At 65.0% G+C, this 12,687-nt stretch carries 8 protein-coding genes; 4 read left to right on the top strand and 4 right to left on the bottom strand.

All coding sequences use genetic code 11. From position 1 onward, the window contains the following. Positions 1-89: 89 nt before the first annotated feature. The 3 genes from QF819_00080 to QF819_00070 are packed head-to-tail and all read left to right on the top strand — an operon-like array spanning position 90 to position 7,386. On the top strand, positions 90-1,211 hold the full coding sequence (locus QF819_00080) for an efflux RND transporter periplasmic adaptor subunit (GenBank protein ID MDP6801560.1): 1,122 nt from the start codon (positions 90-92) through the stop codon (positions 1,209-1,211). Further along, complete coding sequence (locus tag QF819_00075) at positions 1,208-4,297, top strand: efflux RND transporter permease subunit (GenBank protein MDP6801559.1); 3,090 nt, start codon at positions 1,208-1,210, stop codon at positions 4,295-4,297. The genes QF819_00080 and QF819_00075 overlap by 4 nt, the downstream gene beginning before the upstream one ends. Continuing rightward, the gene (locus QF819_00070) at positions 4,294-7,386 is read left to right on the top strand and encodes an efflux RND transporter permease subunit (GenBank protein MDP6801558.1); all 3,093 of its coding nucleotides are present in this window, start codon (positions 4,294-4,296) and stop codon (positions 7,384-7,386) included. Before QF819_00075 ends, QF819_00070 begins: the two co-directional genes overlap by 4 nt. Here QF819_00070 and QF819_00065 read toward each other — a convergent pair. From QF819_00065 to QF819_00050, 4 genes are read right to left on the bottom strand one after another with little or no spacing between them, the layout of a single operon-like run. After that, positions 7,283-8,290 (bottom strand): lysylphosphatidylglycerol synthase transmembrane domain-containing protein, encoded by a 1,008-nt coding sequence (locus QF819_00065; protein MDP6801557.1) that lies wholly within the window; start codon positions 8,288-8,290, stop codon positions 7,283-7,285. The genes QF819_00070 and QF819_00065 overlap by 104 nt on opposite strands. Continuing rightward, the gene (locus QF819_00060; GenBank protein ID MDP6801556.1) at positions 8,290-9,327 is read right to left on the bottom strand and encodes a phosphotransferase; all 1,038 of its coding nucleotides are present in this window, start codon (positions 9,325-9,327) and stop codon (positions 8,290-8,292) included. The genes QF819_00065 and QF819_00060 overlap by 1 nt, the downstream gene beginning before the upstream one ends. Continuing rightward, positions 9,324-10,466: a class I SAM-dependent methyltransferase gene (locus QF819_00055; protein ID MDP6801555.1), complete on the bottom strand. Its 1,143-nt coding sequence runs from the start codon at positions 10,464-10,466 to the stop codon at positions 9,324-9,326. The genes QF819_00060 and QF819_00055 overlap by 4 nt, the downstream gene beginning before the upstream one ends. After that, positions 10,463-11,923, bottom strand: coding sequence for a flippase (locus QF819_00050; protein MDP6801554.1), 1,461 nt, complete (start codon positions 11,921-11,923; stop codon positions 10,463-10,465). Before QF819_00050 ends, QF819_00055 begins: the two co-directional genes overlap by 4 nt. A gap of 186 nt (positions 11,924-12,109) precedes the next feature. Here QF819_00050 and QF819_00045 point away from each other — a divergent pair, with 186 nt between their 5' ends. Continuing rightward, complete coding sequence (locus QF819_00045; GenBank protein MDP6801553.1) at positions 12,110-12,649, top strand: PAS domain-containing protein; 540 nt, start codon at positions 12,110-12,112, stop codon at positions 12,647-12,649. Positions 12,650-12,687: the final 38 nt, after the last annotated feature.

The raw sequence follows: 12,687 nt of genomic DNA, 5'->3' as shown, positions 1-12,687 counted from the left end.
TCCGCCTGTGCACGGACTGCGTGATTCGGCTCCTCCCGCCTGATGTCGCGCCGTCTGCCACCTGCTTCCCGGGAACAACAAGGTCCGCCATGAGACATTTTCTTCGCACTTTCGCCGTCACACTTCCGTTTGCTGTCGGGCTGTCGCTTCTGCTTGTGTTCCCCGGATGTGGGGGGGAAGACGCGGCTGAAGAGTCCCCGGCCGTTGAAAAGCACGGGGCGCAGAGGAAGGGAGGCCGCGGCAAGCGTCCGGGCGGCGGGGAGAGCGTACCGGTGGCGGTGGAGCTGGCGCGAGTCGGAACGGTGTCCGCTTATCACGCATCCACCACGACGCTGGCCGCCGAGAGCCATGCGGAGATCTGGGCGCGGGCCACGGGCGTGGTGCGGGAGGTCTTCCATGAGGAGGGGGATGAGGTCGCGGCAGGTGACGAACTGCTGCGTCTGGAGGACGACGATGCGGTACTCCGCCTGAGGCAGGCGGAACTGGGGGTGGAGAAGGCGCGGGCGGAGCACCGTCGGCGGGATGCCATGCGAGAGGCGGGGATTCTCTCCGATGAGGAGTTCGAGACCGCGGAGAATACGCTGGCGCTGGCACAGGCCGAGCGTGATCGCGCCGGGCTCGAACTGTCCTGGACACGCGTGCGCGCGCCGTTCACGGGGAAGGTCACGGCGCGACTCACGGATCTCGGCGCGAATGTGGCCGTCGGGACGCCGCTCTTTGCGATGATGGACACAGACCCGCTGCTGGCACGCATTCACATCCCCGCGACGAGGATGGGGAGCGTGGCGGAGGCGCAGGAGATCGAGCTTTCGGTCGACGGCTGTTCCGAACCGCTCCGTGGGGTCGTCCACCTGGTCAGTCCTGTGGTGGACCCGACTTCCGGAACGGTGAAAGTGACCGCGGAGATTCACGAAGCGCCCGAATCCGTGCGCCCCGGCGATTTCGCGCGGGTACGGATTGTGACGGCGCGTCACGAGAACACACTCATCGTTCCTTCGATCGCGGTCTTTGAAGATCGAGGGGAGAGCGTGGTCTTTGTGGTGGAAGACGGCACGGCCGTGCGCCGGACCGTGACGACCGGATTCGTCGAAGGGGACGACACCGAACTTACCGAAGGCGTGGCCGAAGGAGAACGCGTTGTCGTGAAGGGGCAGCGCAAGCTCAAAGACGGCGCGCCGGTTGAGATCCCGGAAGCGCCGGAATCCTCATGATTCGCGGGGTTGTTCGCACGGCGGTGACCCGGCGCGTCACGGTGCTCATGGTGGCGCTCGCGGCGACCGCGTTCGGCGTGGTGGGATTCTCCCGTCTCCCGCTGGATCTCCTTCCCGACATCACCTACCCGTCCATCACCGTCCGCACGGAGTACCCGGATACCGCGCCCGCGGAAGTGGAGTACCTCGTGACACGCCCGGTCGAAGAGACGGTGGGCGTCATGCGCGGATTGCGTGAGATTCACTCCATCTCCCGGTCCGGCGTATCGGAGGTGACGCTGGAGTTCGGCTGGGGGGCGGACATGGACGAACTCTCCATGGATGTTCGCGAAAAGCTGGATCGCCTTCAACTCCCGGAGGAAGTGGAAGACCCCATCGTGCTCCGATACGACCCCGCGCTCGATCCCGTGATGCGGATGGCACTCACGGGATCGGACGATCTCGCGTTCCTGCGCCGGGTGGCGGAGGAAGAGGTGAAGGAGTCACTGGAGACGATTCCCGGCGTGGCGGCCGCGCGGATCAAGGGCGGTCTGGAGGAGGAGATTCGCGTGGACCTCCGCCAGGGGCGACTGGCCGCACTCGGTGTGGAGCCGTCCGAGGTGGCGCGGGTGCTTGCGGCGTCCAATGTGAACCAACCGGGCGGCGCGCTGGAATCGAAGGAAAGCCGCTACCTTGTGCGAACGCTGAACGAGTACGAGACTGTGGAGGAGATCGGGGAGTTGGCGGTCTCCGGATCAGGGGGCGCGGTGGTGCGTCTCCGGGATGTCGCCGAGGTGGTGCGCGGATCGAAGGATCGTGAGGAGATCACTCGCGTGGACGGGCGCGAGTCGGTGGAGATTGCCGTGCACAAAGAGGGCGACGGGAATGCGGTCGCCGTGTCGGCGTCGGTGCGGGAGAAGATCGCCCTGATCGAAGAGGCCTTGCCGGACGGCATGGAAGTGGTCGTCCTGTTCGATCAGGCTCGCTTCATTCGCCGATCGATTCGGGAGGTGCGGGGCGCGCTTCTTCTCGGCGGCCTTCTGGCGATTGCGGTCTTGTTCTTCTTCCTGCGCGATGCTCGCCCCACACTGGTGATTGCCACATCCATTCCGCTGTCCATCGTGGTGACCTTCATCCTGATGTACCGCATGGGCGTGTCGCTGAACATCATGTCGCTGGGGGGGCTGACGCTCGGGATCGGTATGCTGGTGGATGCGTCGATTGTTGTGCTGGAGGCGATCCACCGAAAGCGCGCGGACGGTCTCTCCCGTGCTGCCGCCGCCATCGAAGGCACCTGCGAGGTGGGCGGCGCGGTGGCGGCATCCGTGTTGACGACGGTGGCGGTGTTCCTGCCGATCGTCTTCGTAGAGGGCATTGCCGGGCAACTCTTCCGCGATCAGGCACTGACGGTCACAGCGAGCCTCGTGGCGTCGCTGGTCGTTGCGTTGACGGTGATCCCCATGCTGTCTTCGCTCGGCGGCGGAGGGAGCGCGAAGGCGGGCCACACGAGAGGGAGAGGCCGCGGCACCCGGGCGTACGAGCGCTTCCTTCACGCGGTCCTCGACCGGCGGGGGCTGACGCTTGGCGTCGCGTCTCTGCTGTTCCTCGCGGCCGTGGCGATCGTGCCCCGGCTCGGGCGCGAGCTGGTCCCCGAACTGACGGAGGGAGAGTTCCACTTTGAGGTCACTCTTCCCGAGGGGACGCCGCTCACGGTGACGGACCGGGTGATGGCGTCCATGGAAGAAGCGGCCCGCGCGGAACCGGGCGTGGCGCGAGTGTTCTCCAGCGTGGGAAGCCGCCTTGTGGCGGGCGGGCTTTCCATGAAGACGCAGGACGAGAATCTGGGGCAAGTGGATGTCGTGATGGAGAATCGAACCGACTCGGACGCAGAGGCTCTCGCCGCGGCACACCTTCGCGAGCAGTATGCCGCAATCCCGGACCTTTCAACCCGGCTGGCGCGACCGTCCTTCTTCAGTCTGAGTACGCCGGTCGAACTGGTGTTTCACGGGGAGGATCTGGACGCGCTCGCCGCATATCTTTCCGAACTGCTTCCCCGGGCGGAGGCGATCCCCGGCTTTGTCGACGCGCGAAGTTCGCTTGAATCCGGGAACCCGGAACTGTCGGTGGTCTTCGATCGCGACAGGCTGGCTTCGCTCGGACTGACCGTTCGAGATGTCTCTGACGCGCTCCACCACCGCGTCATGGGAACCGTCGCGTCTCGATTCCGGGAGGCGGAGAGACACATCGACATCAGGATGCGAAACCGAGAGATTGACCGGGACAGCATCGAAGACATCGAGAACCTGATCGTCAGCGAGCGTGGCGGCATTCCGATCAAGCTCTCCGCAGTCGCGGAACTGGAAGCGGCGCGGGGTCCATCTGAGATTCACCGGATTCAGCAGGGTCGCGCGGCGATCCTTGCCGGAGAGGTGTCAGGCCGGAGTCTGGGTGCCGTGTCGGAAGACCTGGCCGGAGTCGTGCGCGCGTTTCCGCCCCCGGCCGGGATCTCGTGGGAGGAAGGCGGCCAGAATCGAGAGATGAGCGTCTCCTTCGACAGCCTGCGGTTCGCGCTTCTGCTGGCGGTCTTCCTGGTCTATCTCGTGATGGCCGGGACTTTCGAGAACCTGCTCCATCCACTTCTGATTCTCTTTACATTGCCGCTGGCTCTGGTGGGCATTGTGGCGGGGCTGGGACTGGGCGGTCATACGCTGAATGTGATCTCGCTCCTGGGGACGATCTTCCTTGCCGGGGTGGTGGTGAACAACGCCATCGTGCTGGTGGACGCCATCAACCGGAACCGTCGTCAGGGTATGGAGACGCGGGAAGCGGTGGTGGAGGCGGCGCTTGTGCGTCTGCGCCCGATTGTGATGACCACGCTGACTACCGTGCTGGGACTCGTGCCGATGGCGGTGAGCTTCGGCGAAGGGTCGGAACTTCGCGCCCCGCTGGCCATGGTCGTGATCGCCGGGTTGGCGGTGGGAACCCTCCTGACGCTGGCGGTGATTCCGGCTCTCTACCTGACGGTACCCGGGCGCGTATCCGAAGAAGGGGACCTGGCCGCGGAGCTGGCCGCGGCGGAGGCCGGGACGCCCGAGGCCGCGTCGTGACGCTTCCCGAACTGGCCATTCGCCGACCCGTCACGACCGCAATGCTGCTCGTCTCGATTCTTGTTCTCGGACTTCTCGCCATCGCGAGGCTCCCGCTGGCGTTCATGCCGGAAGTGGAGCGCCCCGCGCTCTATGTGATTGCCGAGTACCCCAACGCGTCGCCGGAGACGGTGGAGCGGAACATCATCCGTCCGCTGGAAGAAGAACTCGGCTCGCTGAAAGGGCTGGAACGAGTCTGGTCCCGCTGCGATCAACAGGGCGGTCGCGTGAATGTCACCTTCCGATGGGGAACGGATCTGGATGCCGCGCGTGCGGAGATTCGGGAACGCGTGGACCGGATGCGGGACGATCTCCCGGACGATCTGGAGCGACTGCAGATCTCGCCCCACTGGAATCCCCGGGAAACGGGCGAGACGATCATGGAGGGACGGATCTCCTCCGCTCGGGATCTGAGTCGCGATTACGAACTTCTGGAACGGAAGATCGTTCGTCCACTGGAGCGAATCGCCGGTGTGGCTCAGGTGACGCTGGATGGCGTGAACCCCCGCGAAGTCCGAATCGACCTGCGACTGGACGCGCTTTCCCGACACCGCGTGGACATTCGCGAGGTCATGTCGGCACTGGCGGAGAACAACCAGGATCGTGCGCTGGGCGTGGTGCGCAAGGGAGATCGCCGGATCCTGCTGCGCAGCCTGGGGCGTTTCCGAGAGATCGACGAGATTCGTCAGGTGGCCGTTTCCGCGTCCGGAATCCGGCTGGAGGATGTCGCGGTTGTGACCTTTGCAGAGCCGCCCCTGGAATACGGGCGGCATCTCGACCGGCAGTTTGCCATCGGCGTGAGTGTCACGAAAGAACCGAGCGCGAACACGGTCACCATCAGCGAAGAGATTCGCGCGCGTGTCGCTGCCATGGACGCGGACCCGGATCTGTCGGGGATTCGTTTCCTTGTCTGGGAAGATCAGGGGAAGGAGATACGAAAGACGCTGGCCGACCTCCGGCACACCGGTGTTCTGGGCGGGATTCTCGCGTCCATCATGCTGTTTCTCTTCCTGCGGAGAGTTCGACCGACGCTGATTGTCGTGGCGTGCATTCCGTTCTCCGTCATCGCGGCGTGTGCCGTGGTCTGGGCGCGGGGGGCCACGCTCAACACGCTGACCCTCCTGGGACTCATTGTAGGAATCGGGATGCTCGTGGACAACGCGGTGGTCGTGATGGAGAACATCCACCGGTATCGGGAGAAGGGGATGTCAGGGCGTGTTGCCGCGCTCTTCGGGTCGCGCGAGGTGTCCGTGGCCATCACGGCGGCGACCCTGACATCGATCATCGTCTTCCTGCCGATCATCTTCTCCCGACCGAATGAGATGAACCTCTACCTTCGGGAACTGGGTCTCACGATCTGCTTCACCCTCGTGGCGTCGCTCTTCATCAGCCAGACGCTCATTCCACTGGCAATGGCCCGATCCCGCACCGCCGCACTGCCGGGGACTTCGCGCTTCATGTCGGCGCTTCGCCGCCGCTATGTCCGCGCTCTCGACTTCACGCTGGATCATCGCTGGATCGCGCCGCTGGCGGGAATCGCCGTGATGGCCTCGGCCGTCGTTCCGTACCGCGGTGTCGAGAAGAACTTCGATGTGAGTTCGCCCGAGATGTTCGTCGGCGTCCGCTATATCCTGAGTGAGGAACTTCCGCTGGACCGGAAAGAGGCCTTGATCAACCGGGTGGAAGAGGTGCTCGACGGTCATCGCGAGGAGTTCCACATCCGTTCCATCTACAGTTTCTGGAACGAACGATGGATGATCACGCGCCTCTACATGGAAGAGGGACATACGCACGAAGAGGAAATGAACCGCATCCGGCGTGGCCTTCAGGAAGTCGTGCCGAAGATTCCCGGCGTGCGTCTTCAGGTACAGGACAGCCGACCCTTCTGGCAGCGGAATCGCGGGAAGCGCGTTGCATTTCAACTACGCGGAGAGGACACGGGGAAACTCGCGGAACTGGCCGATGAAGCCCGGCAACTCCTGGAGGGCGTGGATGGACTCTTTGACTTCTACTCCTCCGCCGACGGCGGAAAGCTGGAGGTGGAAACGAGGATAGACCGGGATCGTGCGCGGGCTTACGGCGTGCCGGTGGACGAACCCGGCCAGATCGTGGGGCTCACCTTTCGCGGCCGCAGGCTTCCTCGCTTCCTCGGCCCAGATGGCGAAGTGGAGATGGAACTTGCGCTCGACGAAGGAGAAGTGACAAACCTCCACAGCCTGCATGACCTTCCCTTGCCCCGCGGGGGCGCCGCGCCGGTGCCTCTGGCCAGCGTTGCGGAGTTTGCGGTGGTGAAGGGACCGGACGACATCCAGCGCGACGATCGAGTGACCGGAGTCTGGGTGGGAGCGCGCTACGAGGAAGGGCAGAAGGAAGAGCACGCGGCAGCGGCGCGGGCCGCGCTGGAGGAGATGGCTCTCCCGTACGGGTATTCATGGGACTTCGATTCTTTCCGGAGGGATTCGCGCGAAAGCCAGCGGGAGTTTTTTCTGAATCTTCTTCTGGCGCTGGGGTTGATCTTTGGAGTGATGGCCTCTCTCTTTGAATCCGCGCGTCAGGCTGTGTCGCTGATGATCTCTCTTCCGTTCGCCGTGGCGGGCGCACTCTGGATGCTGTACTTCACCGGGACGGATTTCGACCAACCGGCGTCGGTGGGGCTGTTCCTGCTGCTCGGCGTAGTGGTGAACAACGGCATCGTGATGATCGAGCACATCAACGGGTATCGTCGAAGCGGAATGGCCCGCCGCGATTCGATGCTTCGCGGCGGCGCGGAGCGGTTGCGGCCCGTTCTCATGACCGCCGCGACGACGCTTCTGGGGCTGATCCCGATCGTGGTTCGAAAGCCCGCTCTCGGTGGGGTCTACTACTACTCGATGGCGCTTGTCTTGATCGGGGGGCTGGCCGTGTCGACGGTTCTCACTTCGCTTCTTCTGCCGACCACCGTGTGCATTACCGAGGATGCTCTTGGGAAGGCGGGCGGTCTTGTTCGCCGCGTTGTGTCCAGAAGAGCAGGCCGCCGATTGCGGAAACGCCAAGATCCAGGAACCGCATAGTCACGGACAGCGCGAGTGCCGCTTCCGCGGAGTGGCCCAGCGCGCCGAGCGTGAAGACGAGCACGCCCTCGCGAACGCCCAGTCCGTTCACGGAGACGGGGATGCGCATCGACACGAGGGTCACCGGGACAATGAGGAGCAACGGGACAAGGCCGACCTTGAGGCTCAACGACAGGCAGGCGACATGAGTCACGAGCGTCATCGCCGCCACTTCCACAATGGATAGGAAGAAGTACACGGTGACGGCGCGCTTCCGGCCTGCGTACCTTCGATAGGCGCGAATCAGAGAGTCGGCGAGCGCCCGCAGGCGAAAGCGTTCCAGCGGCCGGGAGAGTCGCGTGGTGATGGACTCAAAGCGCGGGGAAAGACTGGTGACGGCACCTGCGGCGGCAATGGCGGATACGACGAGGATGCCGCCGGGGAGGCCTTCGGGTGCGGGAGCGTCGAGGAAGGCTCCCACAAGCACCGCAACGGACGCTGTGGCGAGGAGCGCGCAAAACCCGACGACGCGCTCCATGGCGATCGAGGCGACCACTTCATCGGTGGGCAGGCGCATCTTGCGAAGCAGAAAGACGCGAGCCACATCGCCACCCACGCCGGACGGCAGGAACTGCCCCGCGAAGTTGCCCATGTAGGTGTTGGCGATGGCATCACGCAGCCGGATCGGGGTGCCGGAACTGAGCAGAAGCCCGCGCCACTTCCATGCCTGAAGCATACGGTCCACATGCAGGAGCACGCATGCCGCAAGGAGGCTCCCCGCGTGAACTCCGGCAAGGCGGGCCACGATCCCCGAGAGATCGGCGCGCCACAAGAGGAAGCCGAGCAGTCCGGCACTGACAACCCCACGCACGATGCGCGCCGAAGGAGTGCTCTTTGGTGTGGCGCGGGTGGGGTCAGGGGTCATCAGGAGATCCCGAGCGTCTGGTGGAGGAGTGCGATGGAGTCAGGAAGCAGACACTCGGCCGCGATCGCTTCCCATTCGCGGGTAACCGGGTAATCGCGCGAGAAGAAGGTCTCCATGCGGACCGTGGATGCCATGATGTAGGCGGGGAGCGCGATCGGAAGCACCTCGTGAGGGACGCCGCCTTCCGTCGCGCACTCCCAGAGGAAGTCGCGAATGCGGTGCGAGAGGGCGGACCGCTCCAGAAACCCCTCGCGGAACCCCCCGAGTCGTCCGCGTCCGGTCTGCATTCCGTGCCGGAGGCAGTGATCCACGGCGAAGTGGACGGGGTCCACCCACGGGAGTTGCCGTTTTGCGCCGAACTCCCAGTCCACCGCACCCGCGCTGGCCCCGTGGAGGATAAGGTTGGACGCGAGAAAGTCGCCGTGTCCGATTGCGACCGGAGAGGTCTTCTCCTTCCGCGCGTGGATTCCCGCGAGAACCTCCTCGGCCCCGTCGAGCACCGGCGCGGGCAGGTGATCACGCTCCCGTGGGAACCGCTCCACCGCGTCGGTGACCGGCTGCCAGAGGGCGCGCTCGTTTCCTTCTGGAAAGGTGGTCGCGCGCCAGAATCGCGCCAGCCATCGCCGGGCAAGGTCCAGCAAGTCTTCCGAGGAGGGCGCACCGGGAGATCCCGGCGTCGGCAGACGGTCCATCGGAACACCGGGCAGGATGCTCTGCGCAGTGGCAAGCCGCGCCCCGTCCGTGACCCGGAAGAGCGCCTCGGGGAAGAGGTGCCCGACTCCGGTGGGGGCGGCTTCGGCCAGTTCCTCCAGGAACGAATACTCGTGCTCGACCCAGCGGTGTGCGGTCTTCACGCGCGGCATCTTGACCAGGAGAAGCGGGCGTGGATCTCCCCGGCGGAATGCGAAGAGCAGCACCTTGCCGTGCCGTCCCCCGACTCCCCCGGACAGGAGAAACGACAGATCCAGCGTCGGGTTCCCGGGGAGGTTCATGCGTTCCCACCGGTCGGCGATCGTCTTGCGAAGGATGTCGATCATCGCGACCTCTCCCGCGTGGCGAGGATGGCATAGTGCGGGATGAGCCTCGGGATGACTCCGGCGCGGAATCCCGCGCGGGCCAGCGCCACCTTCACCCGGCGGCCGACGGTCCGTGCGGGGGTGCGCGTCGCGTAGTGGTCGAAGACGGTGGGATCATCGAGCGGGATGATCTCCCGCGGGTTCCGGTAGGTGGGGAGCGTTGCGTGGAAGGAGATCCCCCCGAAGCCCGCGCTCTTGAGAAGCCTTCGGTAGCCGTCCAGCGAGTGCGTGTAGGCGCGATAGTCCCGTCCGGTCCGCATCCGAGTCCATGCCTGTGCCATGAATCGGGGCATGAGGTTGGTCCCTCGGAGCTTCGTGTGGTCATCGGGAGTGCCGGTGAAGTAGTGGTAGCCGTATCGGTTTTCGATTCCGATGTAGAGGCTGCCCCCCGGCGCGATCTTCCGGTGGATGTTCTCCAGCACGAGGCGCTGGACATCGCGCGGGTTGCGTCGCACTCGGGACAGCCCCACCCACTCCAGCACGCCGTTCAGGATGACCAGATCGAAGGTGCCGTCCGGGAAGGGGATGTCCTGAGCGGGGGTCGCGATGGGCTGCACATGGTCGAAGCCGGACTGGCGGGCGCGGATCTCAAGAAAGCGGGCGCGCTCTACCATGTCGTCCGCTGCGACGACGAGTCCCACCTCGGGGGCGATCGCCATCGAGAGGGCGCCCCATCCGGCGCCGATGTCCAGCACACGGCTGTCTTCGTTCAGCGGAAGAAGAAATCGCCAGTCCGCTCGCGAGGCGTCGGTGGCGTAGTCGTAGAGGAATCGCCCGCGCGGGGCGGCGCCTTCTTCGTCGGCCCCGGCGTCAGGCCTGTCGCGGAGTTCTCCCGTCTCTCCGAGAAGCCTCCTGCGCAGCGCCCGGTCCCAGCCTTCCAGTTCCGCCTCCTCCAGAAGAGGCTCCATTTCACGCTGGGGAATCTCGCCCCAGTATCCGTCGGGATCGGAGAAGACGGGGACCTTGCCGATGCGTGGCCACCGGGTCCCGCAGGACGGGCAAGTCACTTCGCCAGGCCCGGTCTTCAGCCGCGCTCCATCCTCGGGGCAGGCGAGGAACGCTTCCGCCGCGCGGGCGGTCGCGAGTGGGTGGGCAGTCATGGTGTTCCTTCCGGAGGCGGTGCGGTGGATCCGCGCCGCAGGATGGTCCGCAGGATCTCCCGGTCGTCCGGACCGAGAATGCGAAGAAGGACGAGTGCCACGAACGCGTACAGGGCCGCGCCTGCCGGGATCACCGCGCCGGTCGGCCAATCGCGGGCGAGGTGAACCGCCAGCGCCATCACCGCTGAAGCCACCACGGGTCGCCAGAGGATCTTCGGGAAGTTCACGCGGTAGAGGTGTTGCGTCACGAGGCGATGATGCAGGGCGAAGCTCACGAAAGTGGTCCCGACGGTGGCCGCTGCGGCGCCCTGAATGCCGTAACGCGGGATGAGGATCGCATTGGCGACTCCGTTGACAGCCAGCGCGATGAGTTTGATCGACAGAAAGCTGCGTTGCTTCCCGGCGGTGAAGAGCATGTACCCGAGGAGGGTGTTCGTGAAGAAGAAGAAGAGCGTCCAGATCAGGATTCGGAGCGCGGGGCCGGAAGGCGCGAAGTCGTCGCCGTATACGAGATGCATCGTCTCCGGCGCGAGCGTGGAGAGGCCGGCCACGAGCGGAAGGCCCACCGCCAGCTGGTAACGGAATGCCGTATCGCAGAGACGCCGGAGTGACGCGCCGTCGTTTCCGTAGAGGCGTGAGAGCACCGGATAGATCGCGGTCACGAAGATGGACGGAATCATCACGAGCGCGCGCAGCACACTGTATGCCGCGCCGTAGAGACCCACTTCCGCTTCGTCGCGGAGCTTGGACAGCATGACCACATCCATGCGGAAGTAGAGCAACCCGACGAGATTCGTGAGGAAGAGCGGGTAGGCTTCGTGGAGGAGTGTCATCATTCCCGCGCGGGAAGGGCGTTGCGGAATGCGAAGGGAGAGTCGGCGGAGGAGGAGCAGGTGCACGGGAATGACGGCAAAGCTCCCCGCGACCTGAACCACCAGCACATCGACCACCCCCGCCCCGCGAGCGAGAAGCGCAAGGCTCACTCCCGTGACGACGATCTTCATCCCGCCGGACGCCATGGTCATGAACTCCATGCGTTCGAAGCCCTGATAAACGGCCGCGGCGGCCTCGGCCAGCGGATCCGCCAGGAGGGCGAGGCACAGGAGTCGGATGGCGGTGGTCGTCTCCGGCGGATAGTGGAGCAGTTCCACCGCGCCCAGCATCAACAGGCAGGCGGGAAGCGTGAGCGCCAGCTTCGCGCCCATCATCTCCGCGAAGTAGGAACCGGCTCGCCTGCGATCGCGGGCGACATCGCGGATGGCCAGCGTGTCGAGTCCGAAGTTCGGGATGAGGACGAACACCTGAAGGAAAGCGGTGGCCAGCGTGTAGACGCCCAGCCCTTCGCGGCCGAGGATTCGGCCGATGGCCATCACGAGCACGAACGACAGCACGAACCCCGTACCCCGCATCAGGAACAGGAAACCAGCGTTCTTCGCAATGGTCCGACTTGTGGACAAGAGGCTCTCCCGCGACCCGGCAACCCTGCGCACCCGGACTCCCATCCGACCGGTGAACCGGGGCATTGTGGCCGGGATGGTCCGAGAGTTCAAGAAGTGCTACACTTCAGCCGATTGGCGTAGAGTAGCCGCACGGGTCGTCTTTCCCCCAGGCCCGAAGCACGCAGTTCCCCCAGGCGAGGTGTCATGGACTCCGCGAAGCCGTGGTCGGCCGGGCAGTCGTTGCACGGTCAGGAACTGGAAGCTCTGCGCGAAAGCGAAGAGCGGTTGAAGCTCGCTCTTGCCGGATCTGACGAGGGTGTGTGGGACTGGAATATCGTCACGGGAGATGTTCACTTCAGCCGCCGCTGGATGGAGATGCTGGAGTACCTGCCGGGTGAGCTGGAAGGGAATGTCAGCACCTGGGAGAAACTGGTCCACCCCGACGACATGCCCATGGTGATGGCCGTTCTTCAGAAGCACCTGGACGGGGAAACCCCGTTCTATGAAACGGAGCATCGTCTTCTCACGAAGTCCGGGGAATGGAAGTGGATTCTGGATCGCGGGAAGGTCATGGAGCGTGACGCCGACGGGAACGCGGTCCGCGCCCCAAGTCGATCGGCGCATTGGTTGGCGGATTCAAGTCGGCCACGACTCGCCGCATCCGCATGCTGTACAACACTCCAGGCACAAGGGTCTGGCAACGCAACTACCACGACAGCATCATTCGAAGCGCACCCTCGCTGAATCGCATCCGCGAGTACATCCGGGCCAACCCGGCCAAC

The organism is Gemmatimonadota bacterium (assembly GCA_030747075.1).
Lineage (GTDB): Bacteria > ARS69 > ARS69 > ARS69 > ARS69 > ARS69.
The sequence above is the reverse complement of the archived record's forward strand: the minus strand, read 5'-3'. Positions and strand labels throughout refer to the sequence as shown.

What these genes read in the sequence shown, in the direction of transcription:
- QF819_00075 (MDP6801559.1), top strand. Translation starts at nt 1,208, where the DNA reads ATGATTCGCGGGGTTGTTCGCACGGCGGTGACCCGGCGCGTCACGGTG.
- QF819_00080 (MDP6801560.1), top strand. Translation starts at nt 90, where the DNA reads ATGAGACATTTTCTTCGCACTTTCGCCGTCACACTTCCGTTTGCTGTC.
- QF819_00060 (MDP6801556.1), bottom strand. Translation starts at nt 9,327, where the DNA reads ATGATCGACATCCTTCGCAAGACGATCGCCGACCGGTGGGAACGCATG.
- QF819_00045 (MDP6801553.1), top strand. Translation starts at nt 12,110, where the DNA reads ATGGACTCCGCGAAGCCGTGGTCGGCCGGGCAGTCGTTGCACGGTCAG.
- QF819_00065 (MDP6801557.1), bottom strand. Translation starts at nt 8,290, where the DNA reads ATGACCCCTGACCCCACCCGCGCCACACCAAAGAGCACTCCTTCGGCG.
- QF819_00055 (MDP6801555.1), bottom strand. Translation starts at nt 10,466, where the DNA reads ATGACTGCCCACCCACTCGCGACCGCCCGCGCGGCGGAAGCGTTCCTC.